The sequence below is a fragment of the Alteromonas sp. 4NH20-0104 genome (genome assembly GCF_057547795.1).
On record NZ_BAAJLP010000023.1, the window covers coordinates 13878 to 32349 of the forward strand.

The following is an 18472-nucleotide window of genomic DNA, read 5'->3' on the forward strand; positions in this document are numbered from 1 at the left end:
TCCTTAGTTAAGCAAACTTTTGATTTTCTGTTCTACAACAGAGATACTGCAGTTCTTAGATACGAAGTCAAAGCCTTTCGCTGCTTGAGCGGAGTACATATCAGCATCATTCCAGTAAGCGAGAATAATAGACTCAACATCTTTAGGCTTAGCGTAAATTGCAGCCTCACCAAAAACGATCTCATAATTCTCAGGTAAAATAACGACTTTCCCAGCTGCCATTGCTTCCATAATATTGCGACCAAACTCTTCGATATAATCTTCGTTGGTAAAGTGCAGGAAAAAATCTAATTCATTTACAAAGTCCGAAACACTAACTGAATCGAACTTTAATACTTCCCAGTTTTTTGGAATCTCACCAAGCAATTCTTTCGGAGTTTTTGCGCCGCCAAGGATTTTCACATCAATAACAGTACTTTCAGCGCAATATGCTTTTTTCAGGTCTTTGGCTGTCTTCGGCCACTTGGTCCAATGGTCACGACTATGACGACCTAAAATAATCTTTCTGTTTTCACCAAAATCTAAAGGCATAGCCGGTATTGATTTAGGTAAGTGATGATTATAAGGCGGAAACCATGTTTCACTATGTAGGGGACGTGCTCCACCAGCAAGCTTCAAGGTTTCTGCCACAATGGAGGATATTGGTATCCATATTGGTGCGTGCTTAAATAATCGTACGCATAAACTATCAACATCCTTCTCGCAGTAATAATGAGGCGTTTCTGTCCATAACTGCATTGGTGATTGATTAACTAAAATAGCTACTTTTTTGCAATCAATTTGGGGGACTGCGTCAATTTCATATTTTAAAATTGGAGGATGATGGATAATAACAAGGTTTGCGGATATTTCATCTTCATGCACAAGGAAGTCAACGTTATCATCGTAACTTAGTTCTGTATATTCATTGGCAATCTCGGCGGTTTTCAGATCATACCGGGGCCAGTGAAATAATCCAACACGAAGGCCTGCATTGAGTGCAGCCATAATATATCCCTCATTACATCGTCTCGTGCCGCCGAGTAAACTCAAATCAGAGATAATAACCACATCATAATGCGTATTTATCGGCCAGTTATTTGGCGCTAACCCAGCAGGAATCGGAAACGGTTCCTTCAAGCTAGTTCTATTTGTAATCACATTTTCTGCAGATGTATCTACCTTGTGGTCTTTCCAATATTTTGCCTGTCTTGAATATTCCTGCCTGATACCAAATGTTAGACTATTCAAGCTTGTTTTCTTGTTTTGAGTTAATGAGTTTTCATGAACCAAAAAGAAAGATAAAGGAACGCCTGTTAATATATCCTTAACCGAGTCCTTACCCCACAATATACGTGCTCTTTGCACAAACTCGTCATCTGCATTAGCGGAAACACCATCCCATTCACCAAGATGTTTAAGATCGTTTCGACGAATAAGAACGGAAGGATAGCTACGATGAACGTAATCCAGGTTGTTACGCTGTGGCCGCAAAACAAAGCGCATATCATCATGCACCCTTGCCATCATTGAACAAGTCACTTTAAGCCGGGGATCACTCATCATCGCTCCGAGCTGGACTTCAAGCATTTGGGGATGCGACCAGTCATCACTATCGTGAACGGTAATGAATTCCCCTTGAGCCAAACTTAGCGCTTTATTACGAGTTCCATATGCCCCTAAATTTACGTCATTTCTAAACACTTTCAGACGGGAGTCCGACTCTGCTATTTGTTGCAGAATATTAAATGAATCATCAGGGCTACAATCATCTACTGCAACAATCTCAATATTACCCCAAGTTTGTGCCAACAATGAGTTTATCGCTACCTTAATAAAGGTTTCCGCTTTATAGACTGGCACCAGAATACTAACCTTTGGCCCACCACTGATTTTCAGAAGTGGAGCCTGAACATCAAGATTGCCAAACGTCATTCCTTTAGCAGGCTCAACAAAGCTTAGCTCGGCCAGGCCATAATGTGCATAAATTCGGTTTAGCGTCTGCAATCTCTCATCAGCTGTTAAAGGTTGATTGGAAAGTGCACAAACAAAATCACTATCAAACTTAGACTCAAGAGTAGGCGCAATAAAATCTGACGCTCTTTCATGCATTCCTTGTTGAAGATAACTTTCTACCAATAGCAATTTGACTCTTTTGGAACGATAAAACTGAAGGTTCAGAGGGCGAATCTTTTTAATACAGGCATTCACTTCCGCCCAGTCATTACTTGTACCGTACCAACGTGCCAGTGAATAAAGTGCCGCCGCCCTGTCTTTTCCGGAAATTGAATCATTATTTGCAATATCCTTTAATTCCTCAAGGGCTGGGCCACTGAAGCCTCCCCACAACTTCTTGCTCAACTCGGCAACCTTTGAAGGGCTAGGTTTAACAACAAAACTTGCGCTTCCCGATTTAGTCCCCCTTCCTTCAGACTTGCCGTGTTCAATAAAATGCAACAGTGGGTTAAGCCCAACAGTTCTTACATCAGGATAGCTATTGAGATACCAGTTCGTATCGAAGTCAGGGCCGGGGTTTCGGCCTTCCTGAGCGCCATTCAATAAATAATGTTCAATGGGATCTTGCTGGGATGCCTGAACGTCAGGATATTGTTTCAGGTACCATTCAGAATCAAAAAGCCCAGACCTTTTTATAAGCTCAACCTGACTTCGGGTTGACTTCTTTTTTGAAAAAGGACTTTTACGTAAGGATTTGAACATTGTTAAATTCCGTCATATGTTATATCAGTAACGTTACTACTATTGACACGAAAGCTATCTACAGCGGGCCCGCAAGCATAAACGTCAGGATCAATCTATGCAACCACAATAAGAACATCGCAGCTAAGCTGTCACATAAGAGTTTAGATTGAACGCGGTTTTGGCTGGCAACTTTACTTCACTGGAACGCAAGACATTTAATCGGTGTATTCAACGGACAGGTTTGCTACTTCAATTTGACAATCTGCCAGTATAAACAAAGGACTGATAGGATCCAATCTGCGCTTATCGGCTGGAGGCCATGTACCGTCAAACTTTGTACACTTTCGATAATCAGGGTCATCACCAGACATTTCAACCCTCACCATTCCATTTAACTGAGGCAGTTCAATATCGCATAAAATAACGAATGATGACCGCTGGTAATAACAATAACGATCCCAGACTGACACCTTTTTGGTACTTAACACAGCATTAGTTTTAGAGTCGATCGTCGATACGTCTAACACCGGAGAAAAGGGCCCGATATTTTGCCGCTGGATAACTTTCAGCCTAGACGTCTTGTCGCTGTTAAAAGTAAACTGTAATGAACGCCACGGGCTGTTTTGCTCTTTGTCGATTGCTTTAAATGTGAACGAGGATAAAGGCAGGGATTTTAAAGGCCGCAGTCTCTTCAGACCTTTTTTGATCTGTAGCGCCCCAATAAACTTGAACAGCACGTCAGCAACAAAAGAAGCACTTTCGCTTTTAGTATGAAGTCCTTCGAACACAATTCCTGATTCAATCGCGTCAGCCAAATCCACTGTCACTATGGGAATTTTATACTGACCACAAAGTTTTTTGCATACTCTGTATCTTTGCGTTTCCATTACTTCATCATTCAAAGGTAACGGAACGCAAAATACAATTGGAAGGATGTTGTTTGAAATTAGTTTCTTAAATACGTATAAATATTCCGCCTCTCCCGCTTCGCGGCCGCGGGAGACATCTTCAACAATTGGTTCAACAATACACACCGAGGGTTTAGCCTCGATAACTTCTTCTAGTCTAATGAGCCCTGCATCTGAAAGGCGGTTTCCTCCATACGCAAACTGAATGATATTTTCAGGCGGTAAAGCTAATTCAGCTTCACTCCTGCGTCTAAATGCTTCGACATAGCCGGTTAGTTCTCCGGTTTTATGATTAACGGTCTGAGCACTTAGAGAAGCCCCCAAAACGGCTATTTTTTCCTGCTTAGAGATGCCTTTATTGTTCCGAAAAACCTCAGCTACAGCTGATATTAATCGAAGTGTTTCTTTGTAAACCAAATGCTTAATTCTCAGATATCAGTCGTTACCAAACAAGTCCCGGGTATATACCTTTTCAACCACATCATTTAGCACTTCAGCCTGGCGATTAGCAATAATAACGTCAGACATTGACTTAAATTCAGTAAGGTCGTTTATCACTCTACTGTGGAAGAAATCTTCCTGTTGCAATTCAGGTTCATAAACAACCACCTCAATGCCCTTGGCTTTGATCCGTTTCATGATGCCCTGAATAGCAGATGCTCTGAAGTTATCAGAACCAGACTTCATGACCAAACGATAAACCCCTACCACTTTAGGGCTCCGCTTAATAATTGAATCGGCAATAAAGTCTTTCCGTGTCCGGTTTGCTTCAACGATAGCCTGAATCATATTGTTGGGAACATTTTTATAGTTCGCTAGCAATTGTTTGGTATCTTTTGGTAAGCAATATCCGCCATAGCCAAAGCTGGGGTTGTTATAGTGCGTACCAATACGAGGGTCAAGACCTACCCCTTCAATGATTTGGCGGCTATCAAGACCATGACTTTCGGCGTAGCTGTCTAATTCGTTGAAATAAGCGACTCGCATTGCCAGATAGGTATTGGAAAATAACTTAATGGCTTCCGCCTCTGTACTATCTGTGAACAGCACATCAACATTTGTTTTTTCCGCGCCCTCAACAAATAAACCAGCGATCTTATCTGCCCGCTCTGAACGCTCACCAATAACGATACGTGACGGATGCAAGTTATCATACAGCGCTTTACCTTCACGTAAGAATTCTGGCGTAAAGATAATATTTTTCGTATTAAACTGCTCTTTAACAGATTGAGTGTAGCCTACAGGTACCGTCGACTTGATGATCATTACCGCATTGGAGTTCGTTTCCAGAACCTGTTTAATCACACTTTCGACCGTACTGGTGTTAAAGTAATTTGTTTCCGGGTCATAATCCGTAGGTGTAGCAATCACAACAAGCTCTGCATCTTTTAGAGCTTCACTGGCATCACTGGTAGCAATGAGGTCTAAGTCCTTAGTCGAAAGAAAATGTGAAATTTCCTTATCTTCGATAGGCGACATCCTGTCATTTACCATTTTGACCTTTTCAGGCACTATTTCTAAGACTTTTACAGGATTATGTTGCGCAAGTAATACTGCATTTGATAACCCTACATATCCCATTCCGACTACAGCAATTTTCATTTTATTCTCTTCCCAAAGTATAACTGTTTCAACCTGATCCGTAGATACCGGAATCTAACCCCTGAAATCATTCTGATTCGCCAGGAACCAGTCAAACGCATGTTTTAACCCATCCTCAAGGCTATATGTGTGCTGCCAACCTAGGGCGTGAAGACGTGATACATCCATCAACTTACGTGGGGTTCCGTCAGGTTTTGTGGTGTCCCAGACGATATCTCCTTTAAACCCGGTGACTTTGGCTACCGTTTCAACCAGTTCCTTAATGGTACAATCAACCCCCGTACCAACGTTGATATGGCTTAACATTGGCTCGGTGTTTTCATCATAAGTGACTTCATCCAGTTCCATTACGTGCACACTGGCAGCAGCCATGTCATCTACATGCAGGAACTCACGCATGGGTTTACCACTACCCCAGGCTACCACTTCTGCATCACCTCTTTGCGCGGCTTCGTGGAAACGGCGTAACAGTGCTGGAATAACGTGAGAGTTTTCCGGATGGAAGTTATCATTCGGGCCATACAGGTTAGTAGGCATTACCGAGCGGTAATCACGACCATACTGGCGGTTATAGCTTTCGCACAGTTTAATACCAGCAATCTTGGCAATGGCATAAGGTTCGTTAGTTTCTTCCAGTGTACCGGTAAGCAACGCTTTTTCGGTCATGGGCTGCTCAGCCAACTTGGGGTAGATACAACTGGAGCCTAAGAACAACAGCTTTTGTACATCGTTAACGTGCGCCGCATGAATGATATTGGCTTCTATCATCAGATTTTCATAGATGAATTCTGCAGGATAGGTATTGTTAGCATGAATGCCTCCTACCTTGGCGGCCGCCAGGTAAACTTCATCAACCTTAGTGTCCGCAAAAAACTGTGAAACCGCAGCCTGATTAGTTAAATCCAGTTCGCTTCGGGTTTTCGTTACAATGTTAACGCCATCCCGCGTTTCTAATTTTCTTACTATTGCTGCACCTACCATGCCCCGGTGGCCGGCTACGAATACTGTTTTCATTTCTTTTTATCTACCTCTAACTTAATTTTTCTCAGATATACACGTCGACTTGAATAATTAATGGAGGAATACCTACGATTCGACATCCCATGTCCGAGAAACTTCAAGTGCTACAATACAATAGCAAGAACAAGCGGCTACAACTGTAGGACAACTAAACTGACTCCATGCTTCTTACCTTTGAGAGAGCATTTCATATTTTAAGCTTATCACGCTTTCAAACCATCAACAGCGCTCGACATAACAGTTTATTAATCCAACGCATTACAAGAGAATACTTCATTTACGAAGGCTACTTAAAAATTAAGACAACAAGCCTTCTTAAATGTTAATTGCCATTTCTTGCCTTTATAATACAATTTAATGGACTTTTCGGGTATAGCAAAGTGCCTAAATCAATCGACATGTCCGGCTTGGATGCTTTTGAAATATCAAATTGCAAGTACTTAATACATGTAACCAGAATTGAAATCATTTCAGACCATGCCACAGTCATTCCTGAGCAACCATAATCACCATTAGAAAACGGATAAAAACCTCGTTTTTTAGGCTCACCTCCTTTTAAGAGGCTTCGGCGAAAGCGCTCTGGATGAAATTCGTTAGGCTTCTCCCATAATGTATTATGCCTGTGCATAAAATAGAATGGGAGCATTATCAAGCTACCTTTAGGGATCTCTAAACTGGAAAACCTGTAGTCAGTTTTCGCATCACGCAACACTTCAGGCACTGGCGGAAATAATCTCATTGTTTCGTTAAGACAATTTCTAACCAGTTCCTTTGTATTAGCGCCACTCTCATCTGCCCTGATGCTCTGATAAAGTTCTTCCTGATACTGTGAGAACTGCGCGAGGAGACGAAAACACCAAGACAAGGTAACACCAGTTGTAATATGCGCTGAAGCAGCCATAAGTAATGCGTTAGCTCTCGTTTCACCGATACTTAAAGAATCTATTGCTTCAGCAGGCTTTCCCTCAACCACGCCCCTGAACGGATTATTTTTATCAAGTGTTAGCCAGCGTTTTTCCGCAATGAAATGTTCAATCAGCAACGATAGTACCTGTGCAGACCCTTTATAATCACTTTTATCTAGCGAATGCAATTTGTCTATCGTATCGATAACTATCGGTTCTCGTTTTAAATACTGATTACTGCCGAATAACGTAGCCCAGGTAATTTGCAGAGCTAACTCACCAAACTCTCGGCAAAGGTCAATTTCCCCCTCTTTTTGCCAACGTTTAATGGCATCAATTGTTGCGGCTTTGGCAACTTTTTTGACATTTTCAGCCTGTTTTCCGGTGAAAAAATACTTTAAACACTCCTTTTGTCTCTTATTTTGCTGTCCAAGGGTGCCATTAATACTTGGCCCAAAGACTTGACGGCCTAACCTTTGCTGAATAGCGGCTTTGGGGTAGTTCTGTCCACCGGATATTAAAATTTCATCTACTATTTCAGGGTCCGTAATAAAGAAAAACTTTTTATTTTGAGTTGGGCCAACAAAGTAAGGTAAATCAAGTAGCTCAGCTGGCCTGGTATTCTCACGAAAGCGAGTCAACTCAGACGGGGAGCTTTTCCAATCAATATTTTCTGCGCTCAAAAACTGTAATGAAGGAACATTGAAGCCATTCATTTTATTACTTCCTAGCCAGCAACATCATTCACGAGCCACTCAGGCAGTGGATATAAAAAGATTCGTCCCAGAGTATCTATTGTATTTAACCAGCCAGTAAAAGCATTAACACTAATAACATCTCGTTTAGACGGAACAAATCGAGAGGACCACCCCCCTGAATACATCCGACAGTCAGAACAATCAACATCAGGTGTACAGCATTTAACTGAATTAGAGTTAAAGTCGACAGTGTAATAACGCATGGGGTCAACTATTCTTGACTGGCAATCCGTTGCTATACCATCAGAATCTAATCTATAGCGACTTCCTGGCTTGCACATATAATCATTATATTCGTGACAATATCTAACCGTTTCAGGAAAGTCCTCGATAGCCTGACCCATTGCATCTCTCGCCTCAGCCAAGCTTGTCTGGTCAAATACCAGAGAGTTTCTCTCACTACTGAACCTAAAAAAACTTGTATCGTTCTTCGCAGAACTATCAATTTTTTTGAGGTAAGAATGTGTTGGTGAATACATATTAAACGTCAGTTCTACTCCATGCTCCCGACACAATCTCGCTACCTCTGCAACTTGCGATGTAGTTTCAGGGGTTACCGTAAATAACATTATCGCCCTGGGGTCACCCTGATAATTTTTTAACGCTTTTCGAAAAGAATTCGCTCCGCGTAGCTTGATATCTGCCTTCTCATCACCGGCCCAAACCGATACCCCTATTCGATAAGGTATTTCATCACTTAATCTTATAGTGCCGTTTGTTCCTATGTTGCCCCACTGGAAATACTCAGCAGCAGTGACTAAACGTTCTTGGGATAAAGCCGGCTCAGCACCAACGAAGTATGCCATAGTAACACCGCGACGATTCTCTTCTTCAAAAAAAGACTTCCATTCATTCAAAGGCTTTTCAATATCAATACGCCATGTATCACCACCTTCAAAGTAATAGCACCCCTCACATTTCAAATTACACTTCGTTTCAATTTCGTAAAATGCTGGTTTCCTAAATGCTCGGATTGTTTTCTTCGCCTTTTCGTACCGGGCTTTCAATACTAAATCTGATGAAGTAAAGAAATGAATTTGATTTACGATACTCCTGGCATCCTCGATGAGCTCGTTAGAATTTGTTGAGCGCTCCCCCATTACCCCTCCTTTTTTACAAAAATAAGTAACCTTGCAGCAGGCTTACCTGGTTAACATGGCTGAAATCTCAGCGAAATCAGACGCTGATTCTTTGAGGCATATTGCTTTAAGAGCATTAACTTCTGGCACAATATTGCGCATTGTATGGCTTAATTCCTGCCTAATAAATGTAGCGCATCTGTTTTGCCATTTCTGGTACCATTCATTTATCTTGTAATCTTCTTTTGAAGGCGTTGGCAGAGGGTAAAAGCTTAATACATTTCGCCCGTTCTCATATTTAGACTCCAACCAGAAAGATTTCGCTTTCTGAGACCAAATACCTTTTACAATTGCTAAATTTGGATTCAAACTGAATGATTCTCCGCTCATGTCAGCATCATAGGTTACAGTTTGGTCTACTGTACCAAAAACAGGAACTCCGGAGCGTAAGCTGGAAATTAATCTTTTAATTTCTGACTTTGAATTGCTTATGACTTTCCCATCCCCCAAAGAAATCCCTCTATTCCCAATAATCGAGGCGCTTTTGTCAAGAAGTTGCCACTGAATAATGTTCAGCTCAGGGAACAACGCCAATAAACTTGGCACTGTAAAAGACGATATGGAATGAGAGCTAACAATCGCAATGGGTTGACCTGTATTAATGACAGCTTGCACATCCTTCAATCCTTTTGTAACGACATACTTTGAGATCTCACTAGTATCGATTTCTGCAGACATAAAGACTTTATTATATAAAGAGCGGCTCGATTGCCCCCACAAATACTCTTTAAATTCATCCTCATTCAAGTCAGGTGAAGCAGCATATTTTGTTAAGTACGTATTTAATAGAGTCCAAGTGGCAAGGTGAATGTCATGCTCGAAATAAATAGAGCCACCAGAGAAAATCTTGTAGTACGCGTCAAGTACATTACTGCGATTTCTGATTCGAGAAATGCTATTAGTTGGTTCAACAAATGATTCTGGAAACATATTCTGAGATTCCAAAAACAGCCTATGTCGTAAATAGACGTCAGTTTGAGTATCTCTATTCTTCAGTAAGGGCTCTAAAAGTTTAATGGCAACTGTAGTTTGGCCCAGATAATGTAGAGCCCAGATAAAGTGAGGGGAATACTGTCTGCGTGCTTGAGACAATATATGCTCTTGAATCTGGTGATAAAGAACACAATCATTAGTGACAAGTTTTACAAATAACTTTTCCAATCTTGCATTAGAAACTTTATCTAACAACTGATTTTTTAATAAGAATTGTGCCAGCTCTTCAAATAATTCAAACTTAAAACAAAATTGAGAGAGCTCTGTTAGCACTTCACTGTTATTTTCCGTGGTCTGGATATATGAGATCATTAAACTAATTGCATGCCCGGTATTTCCAATTCGAGCGTAGAATTTTGCACACTCCAGGCACCACAGTTGCCCTTTGTATCTTTGAGTGTTTTTCTCTATAAAACTTAAAACTTCTGACCTTACGTTAACTGAAATTGCACATTTCAATATGAGTACAGCCAAATCTTCTTCAATCTCATTATGAGCTAAAGAACTGAGCATAAATTTGCCTGCCAGGGCAAGCTCACCGCAATTAAAGGATAATGCCAATATGAATTTAACATCAGCATGCGACTCCTCGCCAGCATCTAGAAGTAATATCGCTAACCTTCTGGCATTGATGAAGTCCTGCTTTCTAATTAAAGCTGAAAACACTTTAACACTTTGAGAAAAGGACACTTCAAACAACTCTGCTTTTACCAAAAAGTAATCTAAATACTTTTCCTGTTTATCAACAAAGAACTGGTCAACAATGAGATCAAGCCGCTCAGGCTCAGCAATATTACCTCTCAACATTTCAATTTCATTTGTAAATTCATTTACTGATTTGAATTCAAAAAGGACAGGAACAATAAATCTGACAAACTTCAAACTCCAAGCTTGTGATTGTGAGCTTGCACGTTGTTCGTATAATTCAAGAGCGTTATCGATATATCCAAGCTTTATATTTATATCTAATTGCTGAATAAATAATAATTCCCCCCGATGCGACTGATCCTGTGAAGCGTTTATTACTCTCAATGCACGGTGAAATTGGGATTGCTCCTTTAAAAAATCTACGTAGCGAAGTACATCCTCCGCGTTCCTATTTTTAACACTTAAAAGCTCCTCAAATGTGGATATGATGATCTCAGTATTTGCGTATTGCGTTTCAATCTCTAGTTTCAACCTCAACAAATCAGGCCTGCGAGGATACTTCACTGTTAGGTTATTGAGTATTAAGAGTGCATTTTCTGCTTGCCCTAAATCAATAAGGACCCTAATTTTGAACAGTAAGACCTGGTAATTTTGGGGCTTATGTTTTAGCTCATTTTCGACATAGCTTAAGCATTCCTCGAGCTTCCCAAGGCCTAAGAGGGTCCTTATGTAGAGTAAATTAAGACTGCCTTCTGGAAATCTGGCGCTGAGTAGATTTAATTTATCCAGTGCAATCTCGTAATGTTTGCATTTGACCAACTCTTCACAGTCTTTTAGCGTTACAGAAGATGCATTTTTATTATGCATTTGGAGACCTTATCGCAATGAATGATTGTGGCTAATTAGAATTTGTAATTACCAAGCTTAATTTCTCTCTGGTACTTATGAGCTACTAGCTCTCTTAATTCAGAATCATAATAATGCTTGTAATCATAGTGTACAGAGGCATTTCGTTTGACTAACCTTGCTTTCGAAATGTCTAACAGTGTGCAGACAGCATCATAATCACTATCTAAAGATTCAAATCGAATAATATAATCAAGTTGCTTATTGCTTTTTGTTCGATAGTAATCTTCAAAAGTATCCTCGTTTTCCACAAGTTTAATAAACTCCGATCGATCCCATATCCTTGATTTTTGGTGAGGAGAGAAAAATCGCGAGATCATTCGGTCCCAGGGATTCCGAATAGTAGAGAAAACGAAGTATTCATTAAGCTCATCGGCGCCAAGAGCACTCTCGTAATCGCCCAGTTTAGAGTGTTTTCTGGTCCCGAGGCTGCGGTTGATAACTTGAAATCGTTCATCACCATCCTGATGAGCCGCTTCACATACTTTTTCGTCACTTGAGAATTGAATCAGGTGATTTTGTAAGCTATTTCCTGCCGTTTTTGGATAGTGAAGAAAAATGAACTTTCGTTCGGTAGATATCATACAATTTTTTAATTTAGTTGCTCGAAGTTATAGTTAAACAGTATTAACTCTGCTTGATATTGCTCTTTCACTAAATCAACTGTGTCGTCATCGTAAAGTATCGAAGCGGTAAAAGTTGGATCTCTGAAGTTTGATTTAAATGTCGGTAAAAAAGACACATCCTCATTAACATCAAGTTTATCCATCACTGTACGAACGCCTTGATGTAAATCCTCATAACGAATTAGAAAATCCATTGCCTGCTTCCCTTCAATAAGCAAGTGATTAAGGATGGGGTATTGTCGTGCTCTAACGAACAATCTGAAGTCCTGTATTACAGTATACTTGTCGCGCGTCTCTAGATATTTCGAATCTTCTTTATTCATATTAAAAAAGAATCGAGATATTAGCCTGTCAAAAGGATTTCTAATTATTGAGAATTTAAAATAGCTATCCCATATTTCAGGTGTCAATAGAGATTTAACTTTCTCGGCTGTAAAATGGGAATGGAGTATGTCGCACTTTGCATTTGGCCCCCGGCCGCCGACCATTCCATAATCAGAAATCTCCTGATCCCGGTAATGCTCTCGTGACCACGTCCCTTCCTTAAAGCAATATTTTTCAAAAAACGACTCCACCGAAGTGCCAGCCGTTTTTTGAGTTTTAACAAAAATAAATCGCTTGCGGTGCGAAACCAGCAAAGTTATTCCTTTGCAACGGCTACTGAATAACCATGCTTCTTAAGTAAGGCGTGTTGCTTGGCCTTTTGTAAATCGCCTTCGACCATTTCTGCACACATCTCTTCAACGGTGATTTCTGGCACCCAGCCCAGTTTTTCTTTGGCTTTAGAAGGATCACCCAGCAACGTTTCCACTTCTGCTGGACGGAAATAACGTGGGTCTACTTTTATAACCACATCCCCAATATTTACGCCTGGCGCATTATCCCCTTCAACAGCCGTGACGGTCGCGATTTCATCTACGCCTTCACCACTAAACTCAACAGTAATGCCCGCTTCTTTACAGCTCATACGCACAAATTCACGTACCGAGATCTGTTTGCCAGTAGCAATAACAAAATCTTCTGCACTTTCTTGTTGAAGCATCATCCATTGCATGCGCACGTAATCTTTGGCGTGCCCCCAGTCTCGCAGGGCATCCATATTGCCGAGGTACAAACATTTTTCGAGTCCTTGAGCAATATTAGCAATACCCCGGGTAATTTTACGGGTTACGAAGGTTTCGCCACGACGTGGAGACTCATGGTTAAAAAGAATACCGTTACAAGCGTACATGCCATAAGATTCACGATAGTTTACGGTGATCCAATATGCATACATTTTTGCTACAGCATAAGGCGAGCGCGGATAAAATGGCGTAGTTTCTTTCTGTGGAATTTCCTGTACTAAGCCATACAGCTCAGAAGTTGAAGCCTGGTAAAAACGGGTTTTCTTTTCCAAGCCTAAGAAACGTATCGCTTCTAACAGACGCAAGGTACCGATGGCATCGACATCTGCGGTATACTCGGGCGCTTCGAAGGACACGGCCACGTGAGATTGTGCACCCAAGTTATAAACTTCATCCGGCTGCACTTCCTGCAAGATACGGGTTAAGTTAGACGTGTCCGTTAAATCCCCATAATGAAGGTGAAATTTTGGATTTTCGTTGTGCGGATCTTCATAAATGTGATCTACCCGCTCTGTGTTAAATAAAGAGGCACGGCGCTTTATACCGTGTACTTCGTATCCTTTTTCTAATAAAAATTCGGCTAAATAGGAGCCGTCCTGGCCGGTTACACCGGTAATAAGTGCTTTTTTCATAATCTATCTTTCATCTACAGGATTAAAATATATGTCGTGTTTTATAGTATCGTAGTCTGGTACAGGGCAGTTATATTTTTTCAAATCTTCTATGCCATTAATGGTTAGCAGTCCTTTCTTAAGAGGCTCTTTAAACCAAACGACTGAGGTAGAAGGAACATGCACGTGTTCTAAATAATCCAGGGAGTGTTGCTTATGAAGTCGGTTATTTAGCAATCTAATGTCATTGTGATACTCTTCACAATCAACAAATACCTTTCGCAGGATCTTAGCTTTGACAAATTGGTGATGCCAAAAACCAGTCATCCCACATTCATCTTGAGCCTGAAATGATACCCCACTGAACTCCAAAACATCAGCATTTACAGGCTCGACCCACTTAGTAAGTTTAAACCCATTAGTATATGAGTTTACATTGCCCTTTGACAAATTGTCGGCCATTGCCATGAACTTATCTTTATCGACTTTTACGGGATATCTGTCATCAATACACCAAAGCACCCATTCATCGTCGTCGATATCAGTGAGGAGTGCGTTGACAGACTCTTTTATGCCACTAGTCGAATGAATGAATCTAACATTGTCAGATTTAAAGTCCTTATATGTGTCAATTGACTGGTAGGGAATCAAAAACTCAATCGCTAGATCACTTCCTACAAGCGCTTCGTAAGATTTTACTACTAGCTCAGCAAGCCCGCTCTGCTTATCGTAGGTTAAAAGTATAGCTTTCATTTATCTGTTACTTATCAACTGACTTAAGGAAGGTATATGTGAACATTAAAATAAAGATACCACGTTTACTCAAATTTACTTAAAAATAGTTCTCTCAACTCCGGCATCGCCATGTTGTTGCTCAGCACTTCGTCCTGATGCCTTAACGCGAAATTATAGTAATCTCTTACTGTAATGTTTTTATTGAAAAATATTACAGAATCATCATCGAAGCTCAACCCCAGCTCTGCTTTTACATTATCGTTAATGATTCGGTAACGATTTGAATTGACGCCATTGAGCCTCATTGGTTGAACATCATATTCGTAACCCAGGCCCTTGAGAATTCTTTCCACTACAAACGCGAACACGGGCGTAGTTGGATGCCAGTCATCTGAGAACATTCGTATCTGTTTATGATTTTCCAAAAAGAAATCCAATACTTTGATATCAGACAATTCATCAATCGCAGCAAGCTTAGATACGCCCTCCTCAAAACACTGCTGTATATCGAGAGCATTGAGCGGTTGAGCTATATATTGCTCAAAAGACAAGCCACTATCAAATTCGTCTACTGGATACCAGAACGCGTTAGATACTCGGGCATTTTCAGAAGAATATGGCCAATAGCCATTGAAGCGCCAAAACTCGGTTACAACTAATGTTGCTCCCGGCTTCAAATTCCTATTGATAAACTCTGGCGTATATTCAGGAATACTCTTCACGTTTTGTGTAATCACTAAATCAGCATTCTTTACCATTGTGAGGAAGTTGGCATCAGGAGTGCGCGTGTAAGTGGTGACAAACTCCAGTTCAAAATCACTCTTGAACTCTGGGCACTGTAGAAGGTGCCTACGGTACTCCATAGAAAAGCAGTTCATCAGAATTAAACATTTTTTCATTACTGTAAACTAACCTTACAAACTTCGCTAAACTTAACTTCGTTGTCTTTGACTTTCATAGCATCAAAACCATTAATACATGGCTTAGAAGCTATCCTAGCCAAAACTATGGCGAATCCACTAGACGTAATTATCAGATCAGCGTTTGAAATTATTCCTAACGATAAAATTGTCTTCTCTTTTTCTCTACCGATACAGACCTCACTTAGCGTACTATTACTCAGAGATAACTTCGGATTTAAGAGGTCATATTCAAGCTGATTAAGATAATTAAAAAACGACGGTTCAACTTCCAGCCCATTGAAAAAGCATAACTTCTCATACCTTTCAAAAAGCCCTAAATACCCATCTGAAATAATACTAACTTCAATGTTTTCAGCGTTGAGATTATTTTGTTCCAAGTAACATCGAGTTATCTTTTCACACAATTCTAAAGTTAGTAGAGGTCTGTCTACCCCCATTCTGTTAGCAATGCTACTGTGGACCTTATCCTGGATCATTGATAGTGCAGTATCGTGTCGCCTTAAATGAAATACCACGCGAAATGATTCCGAGCGACTTTGTTGTATTTTAACTTTGTTGCTAAAGCGTACTTTTGAATAAAATGAATCTACAGACGCGGCTTCGAATACATAATTTAATGTGCGGTAGGCTTTATGTAGGTATAACTGATACCCTGCTTCAGAGTTATCATCCAGCATTCCATTAGCCATTAAATAAAAGAACTCTTCAAATTCTAACGTACGGCTTTCTGAAAACGATTCCAACTCATAGACGGGCATATCAATAGTTACATATTCAGAAAAATTTAAATCTTTAACATGTGGATTTACATAGTTTGTCTGATTGAAGCCAAGATCTTCACCTATATTCAAAAGAAGGTTATACATCCTCTCCATACGTTGTAGGTAATCTCCATAACCCATGGGGCTATTAGCAAAAATAACTTTAATTTTTTGCTTTATTTTTTCTCGGAAATATAACTGACAGCCTTTATCAAACTCATTTCTTAATAAGCGATATCTACCTTCATCAAACCGTCGGCTTCTAGTAGCCAAAAAATCATTGACCGTTTGGTAGATGAACTCAAATAAATCGGTAGTCTTTTCAGGAGCGACTTTACAAACATCAGTTGAGAAAAAATGATGGCCATGAACTTGTGTATACTGCTTCCAGGAGGCAATATGTTCACATGAAGTTAAACTCAAATCAGCACAATGTTCATCGCACCAAACGTTGAATTCAGACTTTAAAAGAGATTTTCTTGCTCCGAGCTTTGCTTGGTATTCAGGAATAGATTTTAATTCATCAGTAGTCATCAAACTCGCGACTAATGAATCGTATTTACTCTGTAGATATTGATGGGTCGAAGAAAAATAGGAAATGATATTTTCATAATTTATATCTATATTTCTCTTTTCCTTATCATTCTTAACATAAAAAATCACAACGTCTTCAGTAAGTTCTAACTCTTTGGCGAATGGACCAAAGGGATCATCAAATAAAACATTAGTCAGCGGTAAACCTAAGTCCGATGATAAATCAGGCGCTAGCGATATCGTTTGAAGGAAAGATAAGTCATTAAATGCCTCTCGACAAAACTTGTATGCTGCGTCAACCGTTTGCGCACAATACCCAACTATCAGGATATTCTTGACCTTTTTACTACCATCCATTTGCAACTACTTTTTTCAAATTTTCTACCAAAATTTCTGAATACGCGAATTTACAATAATGGTGGTCTGCTCTGTCTTTATTTCGAAGCTTTTCACATACAAGACCATCATTGCCTAAACTAACGCTATCCAAATCCAGGTAAAGTACTTCTTCTTTATCACAATAAGCCTTCAACAAATTATTAAAATTTAATGTGAGCTCGGTCCGTTCAGCCTGAGTTGCCTTAATATTACTGCGCTGATTCGCGACCTTGCCAAGCATTTCACCATCCCTGATGGTTGGTAGTGGCACGCTCACAACTATTATGTTTTCACAATAACATTTAACTTTTTCGATAAACTCTTGATATTTAGTGACAGTCAAATCGAAGTACTCTTTGACTGGAATGGCATCTCTTTGGGCCTTAAACCACATCACAAAACCAATATCAACCTCACCTAACTGAAGAATTATTCTCGAAAAATCCCTTCTTTCTAAACGTTCATTAAAAATCTGCATAGCGTTTGTTTTAGAGTTCGGGTTATCAATGCCAGAAATGGTCGCGCCTATTACAGTCAGCACATCCCAGTTAAACTGAGGAAAATTATGCGGAAACTTTCCACTCCTGAACACTTGAGTGTGAGAGTCGCCTAATACCAGCAGATTTTCTTTATCAAGATTATTCAAAATTCATATCCTAGCAGCTCTACGTCTTTGGAATAGCATTCTGAAATAACAGCCTTCATTTCAGCGGTATATAAATCTCGATAATTCTTAGAATTACTTTGATTAGAATGAGGAATTTCTTTACTTCTATTCACATTCAGAACATGACATAACTTCTCAATGTCATCTTCTAAACTTTCCATTTTTCCAACAAAATCGACTATATTTTGGTCGCCAATATACATATATTTAGTTTGAGGATAAAAATGGAAATTTTTAATATTCAACTTCGGGAATGCCAAACAAAACGCTTCAAACGTTTCATATCGCCTGACTACTTTAATAATTGACGGATTATATTTATAGAACATATGATCTTCTGTCATGTTATAGAAGTAATGGTATAGTGAACTAAAACGGTCCCACGGGTTACGAGTAAAACAAAACTTAAAGTAGTCTTGCGTTTCGGTCTTCTCGATTTGTTCCTCAATTGTCCCAACAAATGAGTGGATCCTTTTGTTTATCTTTGGCCCTAATTCAGAACTCAACAAACTAGAACCAGCTGTTTTCGGTATATGTAAAAAAAGAGTTTTCATA

The 18472-nt window shown here is 39.9% G+C and carries 15 protein-coding genes; all 15 read right to left on the reverse strand.

Features of this window, described 5'->3' with window-relative positions; genetic code table 11:
- Positions 1–3: 3 nt before the first annotated feature.
- Complete coding sequence (locus AC27IB_RS15925) at positions 4–2697, reverse strand: glycosyltransferase (protein WP_487122124.1); 2694 nt, start codon at positions 2695–2697, stop codon at positions 4–6.
- Positions 2698–2894: 197 nt separating this feature from the next.
- Entirely contained in the window at positions 2895–4004 is a 1110-nt protein-coding gene (locus AC27IB_RS15930) for a hypothetical protein (RefSeq protein ID WP_487122126.1), read from the reverse strand.
- Between the two features lie 18 nt (positions 4005–4022).
- Positions 4023–5189, reverse strand: a complete 1167-nt coding sequence (locus AC27IB_RS15935) for a nucleotide sugar dehydrogenase (RefSeq protein ID WP_487122128.1) — start codon at positions 5187–5189, stop codon at positions 4023–4025.
- 54 nt (positions 5190–5243) lie between these two features.
- Positions 5244–6203 (reverse strand): GDP-L-fucose synthase, encoded by a 960-nt coding sequence (gene fcl, locus AC27IB_RS15940; RefSeq protein WP_487122130.1) that lies wholly within the window; start codon positions 6201–6203, stop codon positions 5244–5246.
- A 328-nt stretch (positions 6204–6531) separates the two neighbouring features.
- Entirely contained in the window at positions 6532–7830 is a 1299-nt protein-coding gene (locus AC27IB_RS15945) for a cytochrome P450 (protein WP_487122132.1), read from the reverse strand.
- An 11-nt stretch (positions 7831–7841) separates the two neighbouring features.
- Positions 7842–8972, reverse strand: a complete 1131-nt coding sequence (locus AC27IB_RS15950) for a hypothetical protein (RefSeq protein ID WP_487122134.1) — start codon at positions 8970–8972, stop codon at positions 7842–7844.
- Positions 8973–9014: 42 nt separating this feature from the next.
- Positions 9015–11519 (reverse strand): tetratricopeptide repeat protein, encoded by a 2505-nt coding sequence (locus tag AC27IB_RS15955; RefSeq protein WP_487122136.1) that lies wholly within the window; start codon positions 11517–11519, stop codon positions 9015–9017.
- Positions 11520–11554: 35 nt separating this feature from the next.
- Positions 11555–12142 (reverse strand): sulfotransferase family 2 domain-containing protein, encoded by a 588-nt coding sequence (locus AC27IB_RS15960; RefSeq protein WP_487122138.1) that lies wholly within the window; start codon positions 12140–12142, stop codon positions 11555–11557.
- 8 nt (positions 12143–12150) lie between these two features.
- Positions 12151–12822 carry a sulfotransferase family 2 domain-containing protein gene (locus AC27IB_RS15965; RefSeq protein ID WP_487122140.1) on the reverse strand — a complete coding sequence of 224 codons (672 nt, stop codon included), beginning with the start codon at positions 12820–12822 and terminating at the stop codon, positions 12151–12153.
- A gap of 2 nt (positions 12823–12824) precedes the next feature.
- Complete coding sequence (gene gmd, locus AC27IB_RS15970; RefSeq protein ID WP_487122142.1) at positions 12825–13940, reverse strand: GDP-mannose 4,6-dehydratase; 1116 nt, start codon at positions 13938–13940, stop codon at positions 12825–12827.
- Between the two features lie 3 nt (positions 13941–13943).
- Positions 13944–14672 (reverse strand): hypothetical protein, encoded by a 729-nt coding sequence (locus AC27IB_RS15975; RefSeq protein ID WP_487122144.1) that lies wholly within the window; start codon positions 14670–14672, stop codon positions 13944–13946.
- A gap of 65 nt (positions 14673–14737) precedes the next feature.
- Complete coding sequence (locus tag AC27IB_RS15980; protein WP_487122146.1) at positions 14738–15553, reverse strand: WcbI family polysaccharide biosynthesis putative acetyltransferase; 816 nt, start codon at positions 15551–15553, stop codon at positions 14738–14740.
- Positions 15553–17229 carry a hypothetical protein gene (locus AC27IB_RS15985; protein WP_487122148.1) on the reverse strand — a complete coding sequence of 559 codons (1677 nt, stop codon included), beginning with the start codon at positions 17227–17229 and terminating at the stop codon, positions 15553–15555. The genes AC27IB_RS15980 and AC27IB_RS15985 overlap by 1 nt, the downstream gene beginning before the upstream one ends.
- On the reverse strand, positions 17219–17896 hold the full coding sequence (locus AC27IB_RS15990) for an SGNH/GDSL hydrolase family protein (RefSeq protein WP_487122150.1): 678 nt from the start codon (positions 17894–17896) through the stop codon (positions 17219–17221). The genes AC27IB_RS15985 and AC27IB_RS15990 overlap by 11 nt, the downstream gene beginning before the upstream one ends.
- Positions 17893–18471 (reverse strand): sulfotransferase family 2 domain-containing protein, encoded by a 579-nt coding sequence (locus tag AC27IB_RS15995; protein WP_487122152.1) that lies wholly within the window; start codon positions 18469–18471, stop codon positions 17893–17895. The genes AC27IB_RS15990 and AC27IB_RS15995 overlap by 4 nt, the downstream gene beginning before the upstream one ends.
- Between the last annotated feature and the right edge of the window lies 1 nt (position 18472).

What these genes read in the sequence shown, in the direction of transcription:
- fcl (WP_487122130.1), bottom strand. Translation starts at nt 6,203, where the DNA reads ATGAAAACAGTATTCGTAGCCGGCCACCGGGGCATGGTAGGTGCAGCA.
- AC27IB_RS15980 (WP_487122146.1), bottom strand. Translation starts at nt 15,553, where the DNA reads ATGAAAAAATGTTTAATTCTGATGAACTGCTTTTCTATGGAGTACCGT.
- AC27IB_RS15950 (WP_487122134.1), bottom strand. Translation starts at nt 8,972, where the DNA reads ATGGGGGAGCGCTCAACAAATTCTAACGAGCTCATCGAGGATGCCAGG.
- AC27IB_RS15955 (WP_487122136.1), bottom strand. Translation starts at nt 11,519, where the DNA reads ATGCATAATAAAAATGCATCTTCTGTAACGCTAAAAGACTGTGAAGAG.
- AC27IB_RS15960 (WP_487122138.1), bottom strand. Translation starts at nt 12,142, where the DNA reads ATGATATCTACCGAACGAAAGTTCATTTTTCTTCACTATCCAAAAACG.
- AC27IB_RS15945 (WP_487122132.1), bottom strand. Translation starts at nt 7,830, where the DNA reads ATGAATGGCTTCAATGTTCCTTCATTACAGTTTTTGAGCGCAGAAAAT.
- AC27IB_RS15995 (WP_487122152.1), bottom strand. Translation starts at nt 18,471, where the DNA reads ATGAAAACTCTTTTTTTACATATACCGAAAACAGCTGGTTCTAGTTTG.
- AC27IB_RS15985 (WP_487122148.1), bottom strand. Translation starts at nt 17,229, where the DNA reads ATGGATGGTAGTAAAAAGGTCAAGAATATCCTGATAGTTGGGTATTGT.
- AC27IB_RS15975 (WP_487122144.1), bottom strand. Translation starts at nt 14,672, where the DNA reads ATGAAAGCTATACTTTTAACCTACGATAAGCAGAGCGGGCTTGCTGAG.
- AC27IB_RS15925 (WP_487122124.1), bottom strand. Translation starts at nt 2,697, where the DNA reads ATGTTCAAATCCTTACGTAAAAGTCCTTTTTCAAAAAAGAAGTCAACC.
- AC27IB_RS15935 (WP_487122128.1), bottom strand. Translation starts at nt 5,189, where the DNA reads ATGAAAATTGCTGTAGTCGGAATGGGATATGTAGGGTTATCAAATGCA.
- gmd (WP_487122142.1), bottom strand. Translation starts at nt 13,940, where the DNA reads ATGAAAAAAGCACTTATTACCGGTGTAACCGGCCAGGACGGCTCCTAT.